Annotated in this window: 23 protein-coding genes and 2 pseudogenes; 23 read left to right on the top strand and 2 right to left on the bottom strand. The window is 75.0% G+C overall.

Translation table 11 applies throughout. The features are described from left to right. Nucleotides 1-56: 56 nt before the first annotated feature. The 5 genes and pseudogenes from ACQPYX_RS21825 to rimM all read left to right on the top strand — a co-directional run bounded on the left by ACQPYX_RS21825 (nucleotide 57) and on the right by rimM (nucleotide 3134). Nucleotides 57-1130: an amidohydrolase family protein gene (locus tag ACQPYX_RS21825; RefSeq protein WP_433799373.1), complete on the top strand. Its 1074-nt coding sequence runs from the start codon at nucleotides 57-59 to the stop codon at nucleotides 1128-1130. Next, entirely contained in the window at nucleotides 1130-1855 is a 726-nt protein-coding gene (locus ACQPYX_RS21820) for a 5-oxoprolinase subunit PxpA (RefSeq protein ID WP_433799372.1), read from the top strand. Before ACQPYX_RS21825 ends, ACQPYX_RS21820 begins: the two co-directional genes overlap by 1 nt. A 147-nt stretch (nucleotides 1856-2002) precedes the next feature. Further along, nucleotides 2003-2344, top strand: a pseudogene (gene rpsP, locus ACQPYX_RS21815) (30S ribosomal protein S16); the annotation flags it as partial. A gap of 25 nt (nucleotides 2345-2369) precedes the next feature. Beyond that, nucleotides 2370-2609: an RNA-binding protein gene (locus tag ACQPYX_RS21810; RefSeq protein WP_018334829.1), complete on the top strand. Its 240-nt coding sequence runs from the start codon at nucleotides 2370-2372 to the stop codon at nucleotides 2607-2609. Continuing rightward, nucleotides 2610-3134 (top strand): ribosome maturation factor RimM, encoded by a 525-nt coding sequence (gene rimM / locus ACQPYX_RS21805; protein WP_433799371.1) that lies wholly within the window; start codon nucleotides 2610-2612, stop codon nucleotides 3132-3134. Between the two features lie 80 nt (nucleotides 3135-3214). Here the strand turns inward: rimM and ACQPYX_RS21800 are convergent, their stop codons facing one another. Continuing rightward, nucleotides 3215-3928 carry an MgtC/SapB family protein gene (locus tag ACQPYX_RS21800; protein ID WP_433799370.1) on the bottom strand — a complete coding sequence of 238 codons (714 nt, stop codon included), beginning with the start codon at nucleotides 3926-3928 and terminating at the stop codon, nucleotides 3215-3217. A 43-nt stretch (nucleotides 3929-3971) separates the two neighbouring features. Between ACQPYX_RS21800 and trmD the strand changes: the two genes are divergently transcribed. From trmD to ACQPYX_RS21750, 10 genes are all read left to right on the top strand, one after another. After that, nucleotides 3972-4754, top strand: coding sequence for a tRNA (guanosine(37)-N1)-methyltransferase TrmD (gene trmD, locus ACQPYX_RS21795; protein WP_433799369.1), 783 nt, complete (start codon nucleotides 3972-3974; stop codon nucleotides 4752-4754). A gap of 191 nt (nucleotides 4755-4945) precedes the next feature. Beyond that, on the top strand, nucleotides 4946-5305 hold the full coding sequence (gene rplS, locus ACQPYX_RS21790; RefSeq protein WP_018334825.1) for a 50S ribosomal protein L19: 360 nt from the start codon (nucleotides 4946-4948) through the stop codon (nucleotides 5303-5305). A gap of 29 nt (nucleotides 5306-5334) precedes the next feature. Further along, a complete protein-coding gene (lepB, locus tag ACQPYX_RS21785; RefSeq protein WP_433799368.1) occupies nucleotides 5335-7104 on the top strand; it encodes a signal peptidase I in 1770 nt (589 codons plus the stop codon). A gap of 107 nt (nucleotides 7105-7211) precedes the next feature. Beyond that, nucleotides 7212-7976, top strand: a complete 765-nt coding sequence (locus tag ACQPYX_RS21780) for a ribonuclease HII (RefSeq protein ID WP_433799367.1) — start codon at nucleotides 7212-7214, stop codon at nucleotides 7974-7976. Beyond that, entirely contained in the window at nucleotides 7973-8293 is a 321-nt protein-coding gene (locus tag ACQPYX_RS21775; RefSeq protein WP_230756111.1) for a DUF2469 domain-containing protein, read from the top strand. Before ACQPYX_RS21780 ends, ACQPYX_RS21775 begins: the two co-directional genes overlap by 4 nt. A 154-nt stretch (nucleotides 8294-8447) precedes the next feature. Further along, complete coding sequence (locus ACQPYX_RS21770) at nucleotides 8448-8807, top strand: YraN family protein (RefSeq protein ID WP_433799366.1); 360 nt, start codon at nucleotides 8448-8450, stop codon at nucleotides 8805-8807. Beyond that, nucleotides 8807-10324, top strand: a complete 1518-nt coding sequence (locus ACQPYX_RS21765) for a YifB family Mg chelatase-like AAA ATPase (protein ID WP_433799365.1) — start codon at nucleotides 8807-8809, stop codon at nucleotides 10322-10324. The genes ACQPYX_RS21770 and ACQPYX_RS21765 overlap by 1 nt, the downstream gene beginning before the upstream one ends. Further along, nucleotides 10321-11487 (top strand): DNA-processing protein DprA, encoded by a 1167-nt coding sequence (gene dprA, locus ACQPYX_RS21760; RefSeq protein ID WP_433799364.1) that lies wholly within the window; start codon nucleotides 10321-10323, stop codon nucleotides 11485-11487. Before ACQPYX_RS21765 ends, dprA begins: the two co-directional genes overlap by 4 nt. A gap of 129 nt (nucleotides 11488-11616) precedes the next feature. After that, the gene (locus tag ACQPYX_RS21755) at nucleotides 11617-12798 is read left to right on the top strand and encodes a tyrosine-type recombinase/integrase (RefSeq protein WP_433799363.1); all 1182 of its coding nucleotides are present in this window, start codon (nucleotides 11617-11619) and stop codon (nucleotides 12796-12798) included. Next, the gene (locus ACQPYX_RS21750; RefSeq protein ID WP_433799362.1) at nucleotides 12773-13756 is read left to right on the top strand and encodes a FliA/WhiG family RNA polymerase sigma factor; all 984 of its coding nucleotides are present in this window, start codon (nucleotides 12773-12775) and stop codon (nucleotides 13754-13756) included. Before ACQPYX_RS21755 ends, ACQPYX_RS21750 begins: the two co-directional genes overlap by 26 nt. Before the next feature lie 160 nt (nucleotides 13757-13916). On the opposite strand, the gene ACQPYX_RS21745 is transcribed toward ACQPYX_RS21750, so the two are convergent. After that, on the bottom strand, nucleotides 13917-14462 hold the full coding sequence (locus tag ACQPYX_RS21745) for a murein hydrolase activator EnvC family protein (RefSeq protein ID WP_433799361.1): 546 nt from the start codon (nucleotides 14460-14462) through the stop codon (nucleotides 13917-13919). Between the two features lie 342 nt (nucleotides 14463-14804). Between ACQPYX_RS21745 and rpsB the strand changes: the two are divergent. The 8 genes and pseudogenes from rpsB to rlmN form a co-directional block, all read left to right on the top strand. After that, nucleotides 14805-15500, top strand: a pseudogene (gene rpsB / locus ACQPYX_RS21740) (30S ribosomal protein S2); the annotation flags it as partial. Between the two features lie 400 nt (nucleotides 15501-15900). After that, nucleotides 15901-16716, top strand: coding sequence for a translation elongation factor Ts (gene tsf, locus ACQPYX_RS21735; protein ID WP_433799360.1), 816 nt, complete (start codon nucleotides 15901-15903; stop codon nucleotides 16714-16716). A 79-nt stretch (nucleotides 16717-16795) separates the two neighbouring features. After that, nucleotides 16796-17557 (top strand): UMP kinase, encoded by a 762-nt coding sequence (gene pyrH / locus ACQPYX_RS21730; protein ID WP_433799359.1) that lies wholly within the window; start codon nucleotides 16796-16798, stop codon nucleotides 17555-17557. A 12-nt stretch (nucleotides 17558-17569) separates the two neighbouring features. Further along, on the top strand, nucleotides 17570-18127 hold the full coding sequence (gene frr / locus ACQPYX_RS21725; RefSeq protein WP_433799358.1) for a ribosome recycling factor: 558 nt from the start codon (nucleotides 17570-17572) through the stop codon (nucleotides 18125-18127). Nucleotides 18128-18155: 28 nt separating this feature from the next. After that, the gene (locus tag ACQPYX_RS21720; RefSeq protein WP_433799357.1) at nucleotides 18156-19028 is read left to right on the top strand and encodes a phosphatidate cytidylyltransferase; all 873 of its coding nucleotides are present in this window, start codon (nucleotides 18156-18158) and stop codon (nucleotides 19026-19028) included. Next, entirely contained in the window at nucleotides 19028-19741 is a 714-nt protein-coding gene (locus tag ACQPYX_RS21715; protein ID WP_433799356.1) for a class I SAM-dependent methyltransferase, read from the top strand. The genes ACQPYX_RS21720 and ACQPYX_RS21715 overlap by 1 nt, the downstream gene beginning before the upstream one ends. A gap of 61 nt (nucleotides 19742-19802) precedes the next feature. Further along, on the top strand, nucleotides 19803-20498 hold the full coding sequence (locus tag ACQPYX_RS21710; protein ID WP_433799355.1) for a hypothetical protein: 696 nt from the start codon (nucleotides 19803-19805) through the stop codon (nucleotides 20496-20498). Beyond that, on the top strand, nucleotides 20495-21625 hold the full coding sequence (gene rlmN / locus ACQPYX_RS21705) for a 23S rRNA (adenine(2503)-C(2))-methyltransferase RlmN (RefSeq protein ID WP_433799354.1): 1131 nt from the start codon (nucleotides 20495-20497) through the stop codon (nucleotides 21623-21625). Before ACQPYX_RS21710 ends, rlmN begins: the two co-directional genes overlap by 4 nt. The last annotated feature ends 3 nt before the right edge of the window (nucleotides 21626-21628 follow it).

Raw genomic sequence — 21628 nt, 5'->3', positions numbered from 1 at the left:
CTCCTGGCACCAGGGTTCCCCTCACGGCGGGCGCGGGTCTCCTAGGCTCCCGGGCCGTGCCCCTCCACCTCCACGGCCCGGTCCTCGACGGCAGCGGCGACGACGCCCCGCGCGACCTGTACGTCGGCGACGACGGCCTGATCGCCGACGGGGCGATCGCCGGCGCCGACCGGATCGACGGCTGGATCCTGCCCGGGCTGGTCGACGCGCACTGCCACGTCGGGATCGGCCCCGACGGCCCGGTGGAGCTCGAGGAGGCGCGCACCCAGGGGCACACCGACGCGGCGTCGGGGGCGCTGCTGCTGCGCGACTGCGGCTCGCCGATCGACACCCGCCCGCTCGACGACGACCCGCGGATGCCGGAGATCGTCCGCGCCGGTCGCCACCTGGCGCGGCCGAAGCGCTACATCCGCGGGCTGCCGATCGACGCCGACGACCCGAGCGAGCTGCCACGTCTCGTCGCCGAGCAGGCGGAGCGCAACCCGTGGGTCAAGCTCGTCGGCGACTGGATCGAGCGCGAGGCGGGCGACCTCACCCCGCTGTGGCCCGACGACGTGCTCGCCGAGGCCATGGCCGTCGCGCACGACCGCGGGGCCCGGGTGACGGCGCACGTGTTCGGCGAGCACGCGCTGCCCGGGCTGATCGCGGCGGGCATCGACTGCATCGAGCACGGCACGGGCCTGACCGACGAGACGATCGCGATGATGGCGCAGCGGGGGACCGCCCTGGTGCCGACGCTGATCAACGTCGAGAACTTCCCGTCCTTCGCCGACGCGGCGGGCGACAAGTTCCCGGCCTACGGCGCCCACATGCGCCAGCTCTACGCCCGGTCCCGCGAGACGGTCGCCGCCGCGATCGACGCCGGCATCCCCGTCTACGCCGGCACCGACGCCGGCGGCGGCATCCGACACGGCCGGATCGTCGACGAGATCGCGGCCCTCGCCGAGGTGGGGCTGGGCACCGAGCGGGCGCTCGCCGCCGCCTCCGGTGCGGCACGCGCCTGGCTGGGACGGCCGGGGCTGGAGGTCGGGGCGCCGGCGGACGTCGTGGTCGTCCCGGACGACCCGCGGACCGACACCTCGACGCTCCGCCGCCCGACCGCGGTGCTGCGGAAGGGGCTGATGCTCTAGTGCTGGATCTCAACGCCGACCTCGCCGAGGGCTTCGGACAGTGGTCGCTCACCGACGACGACGCCCTGCTCGACATCGTCACCTCGGCCAACGTCGCCTGCGGCTTCCACGCGGGCGACGCGGTGACGATGCGGCGCGTCTGCGCCCGGGCGGTGGAGCGGGGGGTGCGGATCGGCGCGCAGGTGTCCTACCGCGACCTCGCCGGGTTCGGGCGCCGGTTCCTCGACGTCGACCCCGAGACCCTGACGGCCGAGATCCTCTACCAGATCGGGGCGCTGCGGGCGTTCGGCCCGGTGGCGTACGTGAAGCCGCACGGGGCGCTCTACAACACCGTCGTCCACCACGAGGTCCAGGCGCGGGCCGTGGTCGACGCCGCGCGGGCTGCGGGCGACCTTCCGGTGATGGGGCTCCCGGGCGGGACGCTCCTCGCCGTGGCCGCCGACGCCGGCCTGGAGACGATCGCCGAGGCCTTCGCCGACCGCGGCTACACCCCGGAGGGCACGCTCGTGCCGCGCTCGGAACCGGGTGCCCTGCTGCCGGACACCGACGCCGTCGTCGAGCGCGCGGTGCGCCTCGCGCGGGACGGCGTGGTCGTCGCGGTGGACGGCACGGAGGTCCCGGTGCGGGCCGACTCGCTCTGCCTGCACGGCGACACGCCGGAGGCCGTGGCCAACGCCCGCGCGGTCCGGGAGGCGCTCTCGCGGCCCGGGCACCCGTCGTCGTGACGGGCTCTGGCACAATCGGGGAGTTGCGTCTCGGCCACCCTCTCCCTGGGCCGGGACCGTCGGACCTTTGGCGCACGCGCGGCACCCCACGCCGCGCGGGGACGTCGAGCACTCAGCAGTACCGCGAACGAGGAGTACACCGGACCCGTGGCCGTCAAGATCAAGCTCGCCCGCATGGGCAAGATCCGCGAGCCCCACTACCGCGTGGTCATCGCCGACGCCCGAAACCGTCGTGACGGGCGTGTCATCGAGACGATCGGTGAGTACCACCCGAAGGACAACCCGAGCACGATCAAGATCGACTCGGAGCGGGCGCAGTACTGGCTGGGTGTCGGCGCGCAGCCGACCGAGCCGGTGCACACCCTGCTGAAGGTGACCGGCGACTGGCAGAAGTTCAAGGGCCTGCCGCACACCGACGGCCGCCTGCAGACCGCGCCGGAGAAGGTCGACAAGCAGGCCCGCTTCAACGAGGAGCTGGCCAAGGTCAGCAGCAACGCGGCCGAGTGAGTGCCCGGTGAGTGATCTCGCCGAGGCCCTCGAGCACCTGGTGCGCGGCATCGTCACGCACCCCGACGAGGTCTCCGTCGACCTCGTCACCAACCGCCGCGGCCGCACCCTCGAGGTCCGGGTCCACCCCGACGACCTCGGGAAGGTCATCGGCCGGGGCGGTCGCACCGCGACCGCGCTACGCACCGTGATCAGCGGTGTCGGCGGACGCGGGGTGCGGGTCGACGTCGTCGACACCGACCGCTAGATGAGTGCTGCCCACGACCCGTCCGACCTGCGTGTGGTCGGGCGGGTCGTCAAGGTGCACGGGCTGCGCGGCGAGCTCGTCGTCGAGCCCTCCACCGACGAGGTCGAGGCCCGGTTCGCCCCGGGCTCGCGCCTGCGCCTGTCCGACGGCGGGTTCCTGACGGTGATCGGGGCCCGTTGGCACTCCGGGCGCCTGCTGGTCGCGGCGGAGGAGGTGCCCGACCGGGACGCCGCCGAGCGCCTGCGCCGCGCGACCCTGTCCGCGCCGCCCTCGGAGTCCGCGCCGGACGACCCGGACGAGTTCCACGACCACCAGCTCGAGGGCCTGCGCGCCGAGCTGGCCGACGGCACCGTCGTCGGGACCATCACCGCCGTCGACCACGGGGCGGGCGGCGAGCTGCTCGTGATCGACCGGGACGGCTCTGAGCTGCTGGTGCCCTTCGTGCGCGCCATCGTGCCGACCGTGGACGTCGCCGGTGGTCGCGTCGTGCTCGACCCGCCGGACGGTCTGCTCGACCCGGAGTAGCCCCGCTCCCTCGTGGCAGCGAAGCGTCGTTGCTGTCGGCCAGCGACAGCAACGACGCTTCGCTGTCACCGGGGGAGGGCTCAGTCCGTCGGCTCCTCGTCGTCCTCGGCGAGCCGCACCCCGCGCACCCCGGGGATCTCCGCCAGCTCGCTCGTGAGCGGGTGCAGCGGGATACGGCCGATGAGCGAGAGGGTCACGGCCGCCGTGCCGTCCTCGGTGCCGTCCCGGTCCACCGTCATGCCGGCCACGGCGAAGCCGCGTTCGGTCGCGAGGGTGAGGACCTGCCGCAGCACCCCGCGCCCGTCGGCGTAGGACACGTGCACCGGACGTGGGGCGCTCGAGTTGCGGGCCAGCGCCCGGGCGAGCGGTCGGAACCCGCGGGTGACGAGGTAGTGCGCCACCACCCCGGCGACCCCCAGCAGTGGCAGCCCGGCGCCGCAGGCCATGCCGACGGCGGCCACCACCCACACCGTCGCGGCCGTCGTGAGGCCGCGGACCGCGTCGCGGCGCACGAAGATCAGACCGCCGCCGATGAAGCCGATGCCGGACACGATCTGCGCGGCGACCCGGGAGGGGTCCAGCGAGATGTGGTCGAGGCCCAGCAGGTCGTCGAAGCCGTACTTCGAGACGAGCATGAAGGCCGCGGAGCCCACCCCGACGAGCGCGTGCGTGCGCAGCCCGGCGCTCTTCGCGGCCAGCTCCCGCTCGATCCCCACCGCGGTCGAGAGCACGAGCGCGATCGCGAGGGGCACCAGCACGCCCACCTGACCGGCCAGACCCGTCGTCCAGAACACCTCGCGTCCCCCTCCCGCCGGCCGACCGGCAGGATCGGCGGCCGTGCGCATCGACGTCGTGACGATCTTCCCCGATTACCTCGCGCCGCTCGACGACGCCATCGTGGGACGCGCGCGGCGCGCCGGGCTGATCGACCTGCACGTCCACGACCTGCGCGGCTGGGCCACCGGCGTGCACCAGGCCGTCGACGACTCCCCGTACGGCGGCGGGCCCGGGATGGTCATGACGCCGACGGTGTGGGGACCGGCGCTCGACGCGGTCCGCGACGCCGTGCCCGACGACCCCGGGGTCCTGCTGGTCCCGACACCGGCCGGGGCACCCCTGACCCAGCGTCGCGTGGCGGGGTGGGCCGAGGCGTCCCGCCTGACGATCGCGTGCGGGCGCTACGAGGGCATCGACGGGCGGGTGGCCGTGGACGCCGCCCGCCACGGGCCGGTGGAGGAGTTCTCGCTCGGCGACTACGTGCTCGCCGGGGGCGAGGTCGCGGCCCTGGTGGTCGTCGAGGCGGTGTCACGCCTCGTCCCGGGCGTGCTCGGCAACCCGGCGTCGGCCGAGCTCGACTCGTTCTCCGACGGTCTGCTCGAGGCGCCGGCCTACACGCGGCCGGAGTCCTGGCGCGAGCTCGACGTCCCGCCGGTGCTGCGCTCCGGGGACCACGGCGCGGTGGACCGCTGGCGTCGCGACCGGTCCCTGGAGCGGACCGCCGCGGTGCGGCCGGACCTGCTCGACCGGCTCGTCGACCAGCACGGCCCCGCGGCGTTCGACCGCCGCGACCGCGAGGTGCTGGCGGCCGCCGGCTACGAGGTGCGCAGCACGGGCTCCTGACCGCCCCGCCTGCCCGGCGCGGCTGAGCCGTCTGGCAGACTGGGGGAGTTGCCACGGGCCGCGGGCCGCCTTCCGGGCGGTCCCCCGTGACAGGGACGACACCCATCCGGTCGTCCGGGTCGCCCACCGTCTGGAACCGACGGTGTCGCGCGGGCCCGGAGCCGACCCGAGACAGGCGAGGACGACAGACCATGAACGCCCTGGACGAGCTCGACGCGCGCTCGCTGCGCTCCGACATCCCGGACTTCCGCCCGGGTGACACCGTCAAGGTGCACGTCAAGGTCATCGAGGGTTCACGCTCTCGTGTACAGGTCTTCCAGGGTGTCGTGATCCGTCGCCACGGCGGCGGCCTCCGCGAGACGTTCACCGTCCGTAAGGTCAGCTTCGGCGTCGGAGTGGAGCGCACCTTCCCGGTGCACACCCCGAACATCGACCACATCGAGGTCGTGACCCGCGGTGACGTCCGGCGCGCCAAGCTCTACTACCTCCGCGAGCTGCGCGGCAAGGCCGCCAAGATCCGCGAGAAGCGCGAGACGACCTCCGCGTCCTGACGCGGCCCGCCGTCTCCTAGCCTGACGACGTGCCACCGACCGACGAGCCCGGCCGCCGCTACCGCGAGCCCCGTCACGGCGGGGTCGACCCGCGGTGGGGCGGCCCCGGCGAGGCCGACCCCGGACCGGACGCCTACGGCGACGTGCCGGCGGACCGGTGGTCCGCCGCACGCCACGGCCGCGACGTCGGCGGTCCGCCCGACGAGCCCCGCTCCGGCCCGGGCCGGCACGGCACGCCCGACCCCGACCCGCTGGACACCCGGCGCCCGGTCGCGGAGTGGCCGCCGCCGACCGCGCTGCCCTCCGGCCCGCCCCGGGACCGGTGGCGGCCGTCGGGTCCGCCGCCGCAGGCGCCGACCCCGCCGCCGGGCCCGCCCCGCTTCGGGCAGGCCCCGCCGTCGCCGCCCTACGGCCAGGCGCCCCCGTCCCCGCCCTACGGCCAGGCCCCGCCCTCGCCGCCGTACGGCTACGGCCCCCGGCCCCCGCAGGGACGGCCCGGTGGCCCGCCGTCGAACGGGCACGGCCCGCTCCCGACCACCGGTGAGCAGCGTCCCGCCCCCACCGCGGTGCAGCCTCCGGCCGAGGCTCCCGCGCCCCCCGCCGCACCGGCCTCCGCGCCACCGCCGGCCGACGTCCCGCTGCTCGCGGGCGGCACCCCGCCGCCCTCGTCGTCGTCGAGCGCGCGCCCCGAGCCGGCCGACGACGGGTCCGACGTCACCCAGACGACCGGGCTCGGCCCGGACACCGGCAAGCACCGCCGCGGGGCGGCCGCGACCCGCACCGACGGCGCCGCGGTCGAGGACGACCGCCCGACGGGCCGCCGGCGCGCCGGCTCCGGCCCGGGTCGGGGTGACGACGACGCCGGGTCCTCCGGGCCGGGTCGTCGCGCCCGCGCGGGCTCCGGCGACGCCCAGGACGGCGCCGGGTCCACCCCGGGCGGCAAGAAGAAGCGGAAGGGGTCGTTCTGGCGCGAGCTCCCGCTGCTCGTCGTCGTGGCGATCGTGCTGACGTTCGTCATCCAGACCTTCGTCGCCCGCATCTACGTGATCCCGTCCGCCTCGATGGAGCAGACGCTGCACGGCTGCACCGGCTGCGCGAACGACCGCGTGGCGGTGGACAAGGTGAGCTACCGCTTCACCGACCCCGCGCCCGGCGACGTCGTCGTGTTCAAGGGCCCGCCGGCGTGGCTCGACAACGACGAGGTCGGCGACTCCGAGCCGTCCGGCAACCCGATCGTGCGCGGCTTCCAGGACGCGCTGTCGCTGGTCGGGCTGGCGGCGCCGAACGAGAAGGACTTCGTCAAGCGGGTCATCGCCGTCGGCGGGCAGACCGTGCAGTGCTGCGACGCGCAGAACCGGGTGCTCGTCGACGGGCGACCGCTGGACGAGCCCTACCTCTACTACCAGTCGGGCCTCGGCGACCGGCAGGCCGCGTTCGACCCGGTCCAGGTCCCGCAGGGCCAGCTCTGGGTCATGGGCGACAACCGCAACAACTCCGCGGATGCCCGGTTCCACGGCCCCGTGCCGCTCGAGGACGTCATCGGCAAGGTCCGCGTCGTCGTCCTGCCGATCACCCGCTGGCGCACGGTGCCGGCGATCGACCCGCAGACCACGACGACGGCCCTCGGCCCGACGACGGGTGCGGGCGGGCCGTCCGGGGGCACGCCCGAACTGGCCGGGGCGCTGCTCGCGGTCCCCGTCGTGTGGGGCGGTCGGCGGCTCCGCCGCGCCGTCCTCGGCGCGACGACCGCCGCCCCGCCCGACCCCACCCGACGTCGGGAAGGGCCTCCGCGCGAGTGACCACCGCCCGTCCCCGCCGCGGGGACGGGCGCTCCCGGAGCGCGGGCCAGCCCTCCGGGGGACGTCCGCCCCGCCGCGCCCGGAAGCCCCTGCCCCCGCGGACCGGCGTGCAGCCACCCCGCGCGATCGTCCGGCGCTCCAGCGAGGCGTGGGCGCTGCAGTCCGCGCTCGAGCGGCACGGCCTCGGTCCGGTGGTCGGGGTCGACGAGGCCGGTCGCGGGGCCTGCGCAGGGCCGCTCGCGATCGCGGCCTGCATCCTGCGACCCAACGACGCCAAGCACTTCGAGGGGCTCACCGACTCCAAGCTGCTCTCCGCCGCGGAACGGGAGCGGCTCGCCGTCGTGGTCCGTCGCCGTGCGCTCGACCACCGCGTGGTGCTCGTCGACCCGGTGGAGGTCGACCGGCGCGGGGTGCACGCGGCCAACATCGACGGCATGCGCCGCGCGGTGGCCCAACTCGGGGTCCGGCCGGGCTACGTGCTCACCGACGGGTTCCCCGTGACCGGGTTCGGGGTGCCGAGCCTCGCCGTGCCGAAGGGCGACCTCGCGGCGGCGTGCGTGGCGGCCGCGTCGATCCTCGCGAAGACCACGCGGGACGCCCTGATGGCCGAGCTGCACGAGCGCCGCCCGGAGTACGGCTTCGACGTGCACAAGGGCTACTGCACGCCGACCCACACCGCGGCGCTGGCCGCCCACGGGCCCAGCCCGGACCACCGCTACAGCTTCGTGAACGTCGCGGGGGCGGCTCGCCTCGTCGCGGGACGGGCGGCAGACTCGTTCCGGGGCCCGGTGGGCCACAATGATGGCCTCGGCGAGGACCTCGACGAGGACCTCGACGAGGACCCGGACGCGGAGGGGGGAGAGGGACCATGAGCGCGGAGGATCTCGAGAAGTACGAGACCGACATGGAGCTGTCGCTCTACCGCGAGTACCGCGACATCGTGAGCCAGTTCTCCTACGTCGTGGAGACCGAGCGTCGCTTCTACCTGGCCAACTCGGTCGACGTCGCGGTCCGGAACGCCGACGGCGAGGTGTACTTCGAGGTGCGCATGTCCGACGCGTGGGTGTGGGACATGTACCGCCCGGCGCGGTTCGTGAAGAACGTGCGGGTCGTGACGTTCAAGGACGTCAACGTCGAGGAGCTCGACAAGCCCGACCTGCGCCTCGAGGACGGCCCGTTCGGCGGCTGATCCTGCGCCGTCCGCCTCCTGCTGACGGCGAACGGGTGAGCGGTCCGTCCCCAGCCTCCTCGCCGTCCCCAGAGCGCTGCTCGCTGTTCGCGTCCTGCGGGCCGCGTCGCCACTGTGATCGGTGTGATCACCCGGCGGCGGTGGGAGGACGGGCGTGGTGGCGGCGAAGGACGAACTGGGGCGCGCGGGGGAGGACCTCGCGGTCGAACACCTCGTCGCGCGGGGGCTCGTGGTGCTCGCGCGGAACTGGCGGCGGCGCGAGGGCGAGCTGGACGTGGTGGCCACGGACGGGGACCGGCTGGTCGTCTGCGAGGTGAAGACCCGCTCCGGCACCGGGTTCGGCCGGCCGGTCGAGGCGGTGACGCGGGTCAAGGCGGCGCGGATCCGCCGCCTGGCGCACCAGTGGCTCGGCGAGTCCCGGGTGCGATGGTGCGAGGTGCGCTTCGACGTGGTGTCCGTGCTGCTCGTCCGCGGTCAGGAGCCCCGCGTGGAGCACTACGAGGGCGCGTTCTGATGGGGCTCGCCCGCGCCTGGTCGATCGGGCTGCACGGGATCGACGGCGACCTGGTGGAGATCGAGGCGGACGTGGGGGCCGGGCTGCCGGGCCTCTCGCTGGTCGGGCTGCCCGACGCGGCGCTGGCCGAGGCGCGGGACCGCGTGCGCGCCGCCGTCGTGAACTCCGGCCGGACGTGGCCGGGGCGGAAGATCACGCTCGCGCTCTCCCCGGCGACGCTGCCCAAGGCGGGCTCGAGCTACGACCTGGCGCTCGCCTGCGGGGTGCTCGCGGCCGCCGGTCAGGTGCGGCCGTCGGCGCTCGAGGGCGTCGTGCTCCTGGGCGAACTCGCGCTCGACGGCCGCATCCGGGAGGTCCGGGGCGTCCTGCCGTGCGTGGTGGCGGCCCGCCGGGCCGGGATGCGCCGGGTCGTGGTGCCCGAGGAGTGCCTCGACGAGGCCTCGCTCGTGGGCGACGTCGAGCTGTTCGGCGCCGGGCACCTCGCCGACGTGCTGGCCTGGGTGGAGGGGGAGGGCAGGTTGACGCGGGCGCCGGCCCGACCCCCGCTGGCCCGGCCCCGCGCCCACGAGGACCTCGGGGAGGTCGTCGGGCAGGGGCCCGCGCGACGGGCGGCGGAGATCGCGGCCGCCGGCGGCCACCACCTGTTGTTCGTCGGCCCGCCGGGCTCGGGCAAGACGATGATCGCCCGCCGGCTCGTCGGCCTCCTGCCGGACCTGTCGGTCGCCGAGGCGATGGAGGTCGCCGCGGTCCGGTCGCTGGCGGGGGCGCTGCCGCCCGACGGGGACCTCGTCGTCAGCCCGCCGTTCGTCGCACCGCACCACGGTGTCTCGGCGGCGGCGCTCGTCGGCGGCGGGTCGGGTCTCGCCCGGCCGGGGGCGGTGTCGCTGGCGCACCGCGGCGTGCTGTTCCTCGACGAGGTCTACGAGTTCGGTCCACACCTGCTCGACTGCCTGCGCACCCCGCTGGAGGAGGGGGAGGTGCGGCTCGCGCGCAAGGACGGGGTGGTGCGCTACCCCTCGCGGTTCCAGCTGGTGATGGCGGCCAACCCGTGCCCGTGCGCGCCGCCGCGGCCGACGGACTGCGACTGCCGTCCCGACGCCCTCCGCCGGTACCGGAGCCGGTTGTCCGGTCCGATGCTCGACCGCACCGACCTCCAGGTCGAGCTCCAGCCGGTCACCACCCTCGCCCGCGGTGTCGACGAGCAGGAGGAGGACACCGCGACCGTGCGGGCCCGGGTGCTCGCGGCGCGCGAGCGGGCCCGGGTCCGTTGGGCGGGCACCGGCTGGCGCAGCAACGCGGAGGTCCCGGGGCCGGCGCTGCGGCGGCTGCGGCCGGTCGACCCGGCGGTGACGGGTGAGCTGGACGGCCTCCTGCGCGCGGGCCTCCTGACGGCCCGGGCGCTGGACCGGTGCCTCCGCGTGGCGTGGACCGTGTGCGACCTGCGCGAGGGCGAGCGGCCCGACGCCGACGACGTGCACGCCGCGCTCGAGCTCAAACGGCGGGGAGCCACGACGTGAGCGGCGGACCGGCACGGCCGGTGGACGAGGACGTGCTGCTCGCCCGCGCCTACCTGCTGCGGGTCGCGGAACCGCCCGCCCCCGCGGTGTCGCACCTGGTCGAGCTGCTGGGGCCGGTGGAGGCCGCCGAGCGCATCCGCAGCGGGGCGGACCTCGGGCCGCACGTCGGCGCGGAGGTCGGGGCGCGGCGCCAGGTCGACCGGTCCGCGGTCGACCTGGCCGCCGCCCGGGCGCTGGGCGGTCGCCTGCTGGTCCCCGAGGACCCGGCGTGGCCGACGACGGCGATGGCGGGGTTCGCCGCCCGGCCGGGACACGCGGAGTGGGTGGCGCCGCTCGCGCTCTGGGCCCGGGGGCCGGCGTCCGTCGCCGACCTCGCGACGCCCGGCGGGCGCAGCGTCGCGGTCGTCGGGTCACGCGCGGCGACCGCGTACGGCCTGTGGGTCGCGCGGGACTGGTCGGCGTCGTTCGCCGACGCCGAGGTCACCGTGGTCTCCGGGGCCGCTCTCGGGATCGACGGGGCGGCGCACCGCGGGTGCCTCGCCGCGAACGGCACGACGGTCGCCGTCCTGGCCTGCGGGATCGACCGCGCCTACCCGCCGTCGCACGGCCGGCTCCTCGAGGCGATCGCGGAGCAGGGCCTCGTCGTGAGCGAGTACCCGGTCGGCGCGGTGCCCGCCCGGCACCGGTTCCTGGTGCGGAACCGTCTCATCGCGGCGCTCGCCACGGGGACGTTGCTGGTGGAGACCGGTCGGCGCAGCGGCGCCGCCCGGACCGCGCTCGCCGCGCAGGAGCTGGGCCGCCCGGTGCTGGTGGTGCCGGGTCCGGTGACCTCGGCGCTGTCGGTCGGCAACCACGCCGTCCTGCGCAAGGGGTATGCCACGGTGGTCGGCAGCGCCGCGGACGTGCTGGAGGACCTGGGCCCGATCACCGGCGATCCGGCGCCCGACCCCGTCGACGACGGACCGCGGGCGCTCACCGACGGCCTGTCCGGGTCGGCGGTGCGGGTGCACGGGGCCCTGCGCAGCTACGTGCCGACGACCGTGCCGGAGCTCGCCCGGGCGTCCGGGGTGGTGCCCGGCGCGGTCCCGCGAGCGCTCGACGAGCTGCGCGACGCCGGGCTCGTCGTCCCCGACGGGGAGCGGGGGTGGAGCCGGTCCGTCTGACGCGTGGCACGTGCGACGAACGGTTGCACAGCGCGACGAGTGTGACCGTTGCCCGCTCGGCCCGCACGGTCACCGACGCGGGCGCGGCGGTGCTTGACGCTCCCGGGTCGAACTTGGAGTCTCATGGCGATGACCGGCAGATTCCCCGCTGACGAGGCGGACCCGCAGAGCGTCGCGGCGGGTCCCGCGACGGTCGCGGACCCCCGTGAAGTGGGTCTCGACGGCTCGGAGACATCGTCACACAGCGCGACGAAAAACGGGATCGCCGCTGGTGGCGCGACAGGCTCCGAGGGCGCCGGCGACGGCGCTCGCGACACCGCGGCCCTCCCGACGGCGCTCGCCCGGGCGCTCGAGCAGTTCACCGCGCACCTGCGCTACGAGCGGGGGCTCTCCGAGCACACCGTGCGCGCCTACACCGGTGACGTCTCCGCCGCCCTGCACCACCTCGTCCGCCGCGTGGCCGCCCGGCGCACCGGGACGTCCGGTGGCGGCGTGACGCTGGTCGACCTCGACCTGGCGGCCCTGCGCTCGTGGCTCGCGCAGGGCGGCGCGGAGGAGCCCGGCCGGCGGCGCCCCGGGCCGGCGGACGCCGGGCGCCGTCCCGCCCGGCGCACCACGGTGGCGCGGCGGGCCGCCTCGGTCCGCGCCTTCACCGCCTGGGCCGCCCGCACCGGCCACGCGCCGACCGACGCGGGGGCCCGCCTGGCGTCGCCGCGGGCGCACCGGACGCTCCCGGCCGTCCTGCGGGCCGACCAGGCCGCCGCGGCCCTCGACAACGCGGCGCGCGGTGCGGCCGAGCGCGACCCGATCGCCCTGCGCGACCACCTGCTGCTCGAGCTCCTCTACGCCACCGGGATCCGGGTGTCCGAGCTGTGCGGCCTCGACGTCGACGACGTCGACGACGCCCGCCGGACGCTGCGTGTGCTCGGCAAGGGCGCGAAGGAGCGCACGGTCGTCTACGGGGCGCCCGCGGCGGCCGCGCTCGACGCGTGGCGCGCCGAGGGCCGTCCGCACCTCGCCGTCGCGGGCTCGCCGCCCGCGCTGCTGCTCGGCGCCCGGGGAGGGCGCCTCGACCCGCGGATCGCGCGCGCCGTCGTCCACGACGCGGCGGGCTCGGTGCCGGGTGCGCCGGACATCGCACCGCACGGGTTGCGCCACTCCGCGGCCACCCACCTGCTCGAAGGGGGAGCGGACCTGAGAAGCGTCCAGGAGTTGCTCGGCCACGCCTCACCGGCGACGACGCAGCTCTACACCCACGTGACCGCCGACCGACTGAGGGCCGTTCATGACGCCGCGCATCCCCGAGCCTGAGTCGACGCGGCCCGCCGCCGCCACGATCGGCAACACCGCGCGGGCCGTCGCGCCCGCCGCGTACCCCTCGTCGCGCTCCGCGCGGGACGTGGCGGTGCAGGCCCGCCCGACGACCATCCACCCCGGCCAGGCCGCCGACGGCTCGGTGCCGGACGAGGAGGCGATGGTCGAGGCCGGCATCGCGCGGATGTGGGCCGACTACGCCGACGCCCCCGACGACCGCGTGGTCCGCGACCGCCTCGTGCTGCACTACGCGCCGCTGGTCAAGTACGTCGCGGGTCGGGTCGGCACCGGTCTGCCCAGCCACGTGGACGTGGCCGACCTCGTCCAGTGCGGCATCTTCGGGCTGGTCGACGCCATCGAGCGCTTCGAGCCGGACCGCGGCCGCAAGTTCGAGGTCTACGCGATGCAGCGGATCCGCGGCGCGATCCTCGACGAGCTGCGCTCCCAGGACTGGGTGCCCCGCTCGGTGCGGTCGCGGGCCCGGGAGATCGAGCGGGCGATCGAGCGCCGCGAGACGCGCGAGCAGCGGTCGTGCAGCGACGCCGAGATCGCCGACGAACTCGGCATGGAGACCGGCGAGCTGCGCTCCACCTACGGCCAGATCGCCATGACCAGCGTCGCGGCGCTCGACGAACTTGTCGCCGCCGGGCGGTCGTCGGCCGGGGGTGCCGGCGGCGGTGCGGGTGCGCCGTCGCTGGCGGACTCGCTGCCCGACGCGGCCGCCGAGGACCCGGTGGCCGCCATGGAGTCCCGGGAGACCCGGCGGCTGCTCGCCGACGCCATCGGGGGACTCGCCGAGCGGGACCGGACGATCGTGGGTCTGTACTACTTCGAGAACCTCACGCTCGCCGAGATCGGCAAGGTCCTGGGCGTCACCGAGTCCCGGGTCTGCCAGCTGCACACCCGCGCCGTCCTGCGGCTGCGCGCCCGGCTCGCGGAGTCGCACGCGGACTGACGCCGGGCCGCGAGGGTCACGTGGGGCAGGTCCGGCGCACCCGTCGCCTGCCTGATGTGCACCTCGACGGGATGGCTCGGTCTGCGCGTCGGGCGAGGTCCACGTGGGGCAGGTCGGCAGCGGCCGGCGCCTGCCTGACGTGCACCTCGTCGGGGAGACCTCACCCCGTCGGCCACAGCCGCGTCCGGCCCAGGCCGACGAGCAGCAACGGGTCGAGGTACTGCTCGCGGGCGGCGCCGGGCGGGTGCGCCCACCGCAGACCCCAGTGCAGGCACGCGACCGGACACCCGGCGTGGCCGGGCTCCAGCGTGCCGAGCACCGTCCCCCGCGCCACCACCGCGCCCACCGGCACGAGGGCGCGCACCGGCTCGTAGGTGGTCCGCAACCCGCCGTCGTGCCGCACCGACACCACGCCCCGCCCGGCCAGCGGCCCGGCGTACACCACCGTGCCCGCGCCGGCGGCCAGCACCGACGCGCCCGGCACCCCCGTGAGATCGACGCCCCGGTGGCCCCGGCCGTAGGGCGTCGGCGGCGGCAGGAAGCGACGCGCCACCCCGCCGTCGGTCGGCGCACCGCCCGACAGTCCCGCCACCGGCCAGCCGAAGGCCCCGACCGGGATCGCGGGCAGCTCCGGCTCCGCCGCGGCGGGGACCGCGCCCGCCAGCAGCACCACACCCGCCGTCAGGAACGCCAGCACCAGCCTCACACGGGTACCGACGCACGACCGGTCCCGTCGGATCCATCGAATCCGGCGGTGCGGTTTCTCTGCCACTGGATGACAGCAACGACGCTTCGCTGCCACAGGGGGAGCACCCGGAGGGTGCACGCGCAGGCCGACGGCGGCGTCCGCGTAGACTGCTCCCCAGCGGCCCGCCACCGGTGGGTCGACTTCGCGTGCCCCGACGAGCCCGCCTCGCAGCGAGCCATCACCCGCACACCGAGCGGTCCCCGAACCAGGGGATTCGGACCGTGCGGCCGGGGCACCAGGGCGCCGGTCCACCCGGTCCGGCGCGGCAACCGCAGCAGAGACAGAGGTAGTACGACCACCATGGCCGTCGTCACCATGCGACAGCTGCTGGACTCGGGTGTCCACTTCGGACACCAGACCCGGCGCTGGAACCCCAAGATGCGTCGCTTCATCTTCACCGAGCGCAACGGCATCTACATCATCGACCTGCAGCAGACGCTGTCCTACGTGGACCGCGCCTACGACTTCGTGAAGCAGACCGTCGCCCACGGCGGCACGGTGCTCTTCGTCGGGACGAAGAAGCAGGCCCAGGAGGCCATCTCCGAGCAGGCCGACCGGGTCGGGATGCCGTACGTGAACCAGCGCTGGCTGGGCGGCATGCTCACGAACTTCCAGACGGTGCACAAGCGTCTGACCCGCCTCAAGGAGCTCGAGGCGATGGAGCAGAGCGGGGGCTTCGAGGGTCGCACCAAGAAGGAGATCCTCATGCTCACCCGTGAGCACGAGAAGCTCGAGAAGACCCTCGGCGGTATCCGCGACATGGCCCGCGTCCCGAGCGCGGTGTGGATCGTGGACACCAAGAAGGAGCACATCGCGGTCGGCGAGGCCCGGAAGCTGAACATCCCGGTCGTCGCCATCCTCGACACGAACTGCGACCCGGACGAGGTCGACTACCCGATCCCGGGCAACGACGACGCGATCCGCTCGGCCGCCCTGCTCACCAAGGTCGTCGCCGAGGCGTGCGCCGAGGGCTTCCGCGCCCGCGGCCAGCGCAACAACGGCACGGAGGAGGAGCCGGCCGCGGACGCCGCGGTCGAGCGCGAGTTCACCGCCGTCGGCGGCGACGGCGCCTCCGCCCCGGAGAGCCTGCCGTCGAACGCGGCCACCGACGCCCCCGGCGACGCGCCGGTCGCGAGCCCGGAGGCCGAGGTCCACACCGACGCGCACGAGTCGACCCAGGGTTCGCAGAACCGCAGCCCGGGCGGCCCGGACCGCCCCGAGCGCACCGCGGGCGTCGCCGACTCCGACGGCACCGGCTCGGACGACAACGCGATCGACGCCGCGCCGGCCGCCGGGTCCCCCGACAACGGCCAGTCCGGCAGCTGACCCCTTCCTGACGACGGGTCCGCACCGGACCCGTCGTCGGGGACCTTCGATCCAGAGGAACAGGAACACGATGGCGAACTACACCGCCGCCGACGTGAAGAAGCTCCGCGAGGCCACCGGCTCCGGGATGATGGACTGCAAGAAGGCGCTCGAGGAGAACGAGGGCGACTTCGACAAGGCCATCGAGGCCCTGCGCATCAAGGGCGCCAAGGACGTCGGCAAGCGCGCCGGCCGCGCGACCGCCAACGGCATCGTCGCCGCCCGCGACGGCTCGATGATCGAGCTGAACTCCGAGACCGACTTCGTCGCGAAGAACGCCGACTTCATCCAGCTGGGTGAGGACATCCTCGGCGTCGCGATCGCCGAGAAGGCCACCGACGTCGAGGCCCTCAAGGCCGCGAAGCTCGGCGACGGCACCGTCGAGGACGCCGTGCAGGCCCTCTCCGCGCGCATCGGCGAGAAGCTCGAGCTGCGCCGGGTGATCACGCTCGACGGCCCGACCGCGACCTACCTGCACCGTCGCTCGTCCGACCTCCCGCCGGCGATCGGCGTGCTCGTCGCGTACTCCGGCTCGGATTCCGACGCCGCCCGCGGCGCCGCCATGCAGGTCGCCGCGGCCCGCCCGCTCTACACCACGCGCGAGGAGGTTCCGGCCGACGTCGTGGAGAGCGAGCGCCGCGTCGCCGAGGCCACCGCGCGCGAGGAGGGCAAGCCCGAGAAGATCATCGACAAGATCGTCGAGGGTCGGCTCAACGGCTACTACAAGGACACGGTCCTGCTGGAGCAGGACTCGGTGTCGGTCGACAAGAAGTCGGTCGGCGCGGTGCTGAAGGACGCGGGCGTCGACGTCCGCACCTTCGCCCGCTTCGAGGTCGGCCAGGCCTGAGCACGACGACGGGTCGGTGCGGATCCCGCACCGACCCGTCGCGTGTGTCCGAGAAGCACCGCACGAGGGGAGCTCCGCCGTGACCGGCACCGTCGAGGCCGAACGCACGGGCAGCTGGACGTCGGGGCCGACCCGCCGGGTCCTGCTCAAGCTCGGTGGCGAGATGTTCGGGGGCGGCGGTGTGGGGGTCGACCCCACCGTGGTCTCGACCGTGGCCCGCCAGATCGCCGAGGTCGTCTCTTCCGGCGTGCAGATCGCCGTGGTGATCGGCGGCGGCAACTTCTTCCGCGGCGAGGAGCTCTCCCAGGCCGGGATGCAGCGCCAGCGCAGCGACTACATGGGCATGCTCGGCACGGTGATGAACTGCCTCGCGCTGCAGGACTTCCTCGAGCGCGAGCACCACATCGACACCCGCGTGCAGACCGCCATCACGATGGGCCAGGTCGCCGAGGCGTACATCCCGCGGCGCGCGATGCGCCACCTCGAGAAGGGCCGCGTCGTCATCTTCGGCGCCGGCGTGGGCATGCCCTACTTCTCCACCGACACCACCGCCGCCCAGCGCGCCCTCGAGATCGAGTGCGAGATGGTGCTGCTGGCCAAGGGCGTCGACGGCGTCTTCACCGCGGACCCCAAGGTCGACCCGACGGCGACGATGTACACCGAGATCACCCACCGCGAGGTCCTGGAGAAGGGCCTGAAGGTCGCCGACGCCACGGCGTTCAGCCTGTGCATGGACAATCAGATGCCGATCATGGTGTTCAACCTGCTGGTCGAGGGGAACATCGCCCGGGCGGTCCGGGGTGAGAGGATCGGCACGCTGGTCCACACCCCGGCGTCCTGAGAGGAGCCCACAGTGATCGACGAGACCCTCCTCGACGCCGAGGAGAAGATGGAGCGCTCGGTCGACGCCGCGCGCGCCGATCTGCAGGGCGTGCGCACCGGGCGGGCGAGCCCGGCGATGTTCAACCGCATCCAGGTCGAGTACTACGGCGCCTACACCCCGCTGCCCCAGCTCGCCTCGGTCAGCGTGCCCGAGGCGCGGATGGCGGTCGTGAAGCCGTACGACCAGAGCTCCCTGGGCGTGATGGAGCGCGCGATCCGCGACTCCGACCTCGGCGTCAACCCGTCCAACGACGGCACGATCATCCGCGTGATCTTCCCGGAGCTCTCCGAGGAGCGGCGCCGCGAGATGGTCAAGGTCGCGCGCAGCAAAGGCGAGGACGCCCGCGTCTCGATCCGCAGCGTGCGCCGCACCGCGATGACCGAGCTGCAGCGCATCGTCAAGGACGGCGAGGCCGGCGAGGACGAGGTGGCCCGCGCGGAGAAGGAGCTCGAGGCCACGACCGCGACCTACATCGCCAAGATCGAGGACATGGTCAAGTCCAAGGAAGCCGAGCTGCTCGAGGTCTGAGCGGGGAGCCGACGGGGAGGTCTCGGGCGTGGCTGAGGACGTGGCGGTCCCGACGACGGGTGGCTCGGGTCAGGGCGGCTCGTCCTCCCGTGCCGGTCGCAACCTCCCGTTGGCCATCGGGGTCGGCCTCGCCATGGGCGCGGTCATCCTCGTCTCGCTGCTCACCGTCCGGCAGACCTGGATCGCGATCGTCGCGATCTGCGCCGCGATCGGGATCTGGGAGGTCTTCGGCGCGCTGAACCGCGCGGCGGGGATCCGGCTCTCCCGCGTCCCGGTCCTGCTCGGCGGCCAGGCGATGATCTGGCTCTCGTGGCCCTTCGGGTCGGAGGGCATCCTCGGGGCGCTCGTCGTGACGGTGCTCGGCTGCTTCATCTGGCGGATGCGGCTCGGCGCGGCGGGCTTCGTGCGCGACGTCGGCGCCTCGATGCTCGTCCTCGTCTGGATCCCGATGTGCATGGCGTTCGGCGCCATGCTCGTGGTGCCCTCCGACGGCACGGCGCGGGTGCTGACCTTCCTGATCATCGTCATCTGCTCGGACACCGGCGGCTACGCGGCGGGCGTGCTGTTCGGCAAGCACCCGATGGCCCCGAAGGTCAGCCCGAAGAAGTCGTGGGAGGGCCTCGCCGGTTCGATGCTCCTCGGCGCCACCGGAGCCTCGCTGTGCGTGGCGTTCCTGCTCGACTCCACGTGGTGGTACGGGCTGATCCTCGGGCCGGTGCTCGTGGTCACCGCCGTCATCGGCGACCTGGTGGAGTCGCTGGTGAAGCGGGACCTGGGCATCAAGGACATGGGCCAGACGATCCCCGGCCACGGCGGCCTGATGGAGCGCCTCGACTCCCTGGTCACCTCCGCCCCGGTGGCCTGGCTGCTGCTGTTCGTGTTCCTGCCCTACGCCACCTGATGACGTTCCCCGGGGTGGCCGAGAGCCCCAACATCTGGCGCTGGCCCGACGTCTACGAGGCCGAGAACGCCGCGCAGGACGCGACCGGGGCGCTCTGGGAGGCCCTCGAGGCGAGCGTCGACCTGTCCGGGGACGTGGTCGACGTCGGGTGCGGCGACGGCTACCACCTCCCGCGGTTCGCGACGACCGCGCGGTCGGTCACCGGGGTCGAGCCCCACCCGCCGCTGGTGGCCCGCGCCCGCGCGCGCTGTGCGGACCTGCCGTCGGTGTCGGTGGCCGGCGGGAGCGCCGCCGCGCTGCCGCTGCCGGACGCGTCGGTCGACGTCGTCCACGCCCGCACGGCGTACTTCTTCGGGCACGGCTGCGAGCCCGGGCTCGCCGAGGCCGACCGGGTGCTGCGCCCCGGCGGGGCGCTCGTCGTCGTCGACCTCGACGCCACCCGGCACTCCTACGGGGCCTGGATGCGCGCCTCGGCGCCCGGCTACGACCCGCGCGGGGCCGCGCGGTTCTTCGAGACGCAGGGCTTCTCGACGCGGCGGGTCGACACGCTGTGGCGCTTCCCCGACCGCCCGACGATGGCCGCGGTGCTGCGGATCGAGTTCACTCCCGCCGTCGCCGACCGGGCCGTGGACGGGACGACCGGGCTCGCGCTGCCGGTGGCGTACCGGATCCACGTGCGGCGGCGACCGTCCGGGCTGGTGCCTGGGCGCTGAGCCGGGCGGGCGGCGCCCCTCCCACGTCGGCGACACTCCGGACGCGGCTACCGTGGAGGGCGTGTCGTACCCCCATCCCGGCCGACGACCCGGTGACCCCTACCGCGGCGGTGGCTTCCCGGCTCCGGGGCGTCGCGGACCCGCCGGGCCGCCGCCCGGGTCGTACGGTCCGCCCCCCGGCTCGTCGCGCGGGCGGCCACCGTCGTCGAGCGGGCGCGGGCCGGGTGGCCGCTCGGTCCGCCTCGACCCGGTGCTCGTGGAGTGCCTGGTCGGCGTCGCCTGGCTGACGGTCGGCACGCTCGGGCTCGGGGCCGACGGCGCCGGCACGCTGCTGCTCGCCGTGGGCATCGCCGGGGTCGTCGTGATCCTCGTCGAGAACCGGCGCCGCGGGTCGCACCCCTTCGACGGCGCGCGGTCGGCCGACCTGCTGCGCTTCGGCGGCATCGCGATCGGCGCGATCATCCTGGTGTCGGTGCTGCTCGGGCTCGTCTCGTGGTCGGAGGCGTCGCCGGGCGTCGCCGCCGTGATCACCGGCGGGGCGTTCCTCGCCCTCGCGCGCTCGACCGGCCAGCGTCCGACGCAGTGGCTCGGCGTCGCGGTGGCGGTGCTCGGGGTGCTCGGGGTGGTCATCGCGACCCAGGAGGCGACGGGCTTCGTCTCGCAGGGCCTGCTCGGCCTCGTCTGCGGCCTGCTGCTGCTGCTCTCGGCCGCCGACCGGATCGGTCTGCTGGAGTCGCTGCGGGACCGGATCCGATGACCGAGACCGAGCGGGAGCTGCCCGTCCTGTCGCTCTCGGGCACCGGGACGCGCCGTACGCGGCCGCCGCGGCACTTCGCCGACCTCGCGCCAGACGAGCGCAAGGCCGCCGTGACCGAACTCGGGCTGCCCGGATTCCGAGCGGACCAGATCGCCCGGCAGTACTACGCCCGCCTGGAGGCCGACCCGGCGGCGATGACCGACCTGCCGGCCGCCGCGCGGGAGAGCGCCGCGGCCCTCTTCCCGCACCTCTTCGAGCCCGCCTCGGTGGTCGACTGCGACGGCGGCGCCACGCGCAAGACGCTGTGGAAGGCGGCCGACGGGGCGCTCGTCGAGAGCGTGCTGATGGGCTACCAGGACCGCGCGACCGTGTGCATCTCCAGCCAGGCCGGCTGCGGCATGGCGTGCCCGTTCTGTGCCACCGGCCAGGGTGGCCTGCAGCGCAACATGTCGACCGCCGAGATCGTCGAGCAGGTGCGTTCCGCCGCGGCCACGGCGCGCGACGGGGCGCTCGGCGACGGGGTCCCGGCGCGGCTGTCGAACGTCGTGTTCATGGGCATGGGGGAGCCGCTCGCGAACTACCGGCGGGTGGTCGACGCGGTGCACCGCATCTGCGACGCCCCGCCGGCGGGCCTCGGGATCAGCCAGCGGTCGGTCACGGTCTCGACCGTCGGGCTCGTGCCGGCGATCCACCGGCTCGCCGACGAGGGCCTCCAGGTCACCCTGGCGGTCAGCCTGCACACGCCCGACGACGAGCTGCGCGACACGTTGGTCCCGGTCAACACCCGGTGGCCGGTGCGGGAGGTGTTTGAGGCGGCGCGGCACTACGCCGACGTCACCGGGCGCCGCGTGTCGATCGAGTACGCGCTGATCCGCGACGTCAACGACCAGCCGTGGCGCGCGGACCTGCTCGCCAAGCTCGCCTCGCAGCACCTCGGCCGGCTCGTGCACGTCAACCTGATCCCGCTCAACCCGACGCCGGGCTCGAAGTGGGACGCGAGCCCGGCCCCGGTCCAGGCGGAGTTCGTGCGCCGGGTCCGCAACGGCGGCGTGGCCTGCACGGTGCGCGACACGCGGGGACGGGAGATCGCCGCGGCGTGCGGACAGCTGGCCGCGACCGGGGGATGATCA

This window comes from Actinomycetospora sp. CA-084318 (assembly GCF_050955885.1).
In the GTDB taxonomy this organism is placed as follows: Bacteria; Actinomycetota; Actinomycetes; order Mycobacteriales; family Pseudonocardiaceae; genus Actinomycetospora.
This window is presented reverse-complemented; position numbering and strand designations above follow the sequence as displayed.

What these genes read in the sequence shown, in the direction of transcription:
- rimM (WP_433799371.1), top strand. Translation starts at nt 2,610, where the DNA reads ATGAGTGCTGCCCACGACCCGTCCGACCTGCGTGTGGTCGGGCGGGTC.
- rplS (WP_018334825.1), top strand. Translation starts at nt 4,946, where the DNA reads ATGAACGCCCTGGACGAGCTCGACGCGCGCTCGCTGCGCTCCGACATC.
- ACQPYX_RS21775 (WP_230756111.1), top strand. Translation starts at nt 7,973, where the DNA reads ATGAGCGCGGAGGATCTCGAGAAGTACGAGACCGACATGGAGCTGTCG.
- ACQPYX_RS21765 (WP_433799365.1), top strand. Translation starts at nt 8,807, where the DNA reads ATGGGGCTCGCCCGCGCCTGGTCGATCGGGCTGCACGGGATCGACGGC.
- ACQPYX_RS21755 (WP_433799363.1), top strand. Translation starts at nt 11,617, where the DNA reads ATGACCGGCAGATTCCCCGCTGACGAGGCGGACCCGCAGAGCGTCGCG.
- ACQPYX_RS21750 (WP_433799362.1), top strand. Translation starts at nt 12,773, where the DNA reads ATGACGCCGCGCATCCCCGAGCCTGAGTCGACGCGGCCCGCCGCCGCC.
- tsf (WP_433799360.1), top strand. Translation starts at nt 15,901, where the DNA reads ATGGCGAACTACACCGCCGCCGACGTGAAGAAGCTCCGCGAGGCCACC.
- ACQPYX_RS21715 (WP_433799356.1), top strand. Translation starts at nt 19,028, where the DNA reads ATGACGTTCCCCGGGGTGGCCGAGAGCCCCAACATCTGGCGCTGGCCC.
- rlmN (WP_433799354.1), top strand. Translation starts at nt 20,495, where the DNA reads ATGACCGAGACCGAGCGGGAGCTGCCCGTCCTGTCGCTCTCGGGCACC.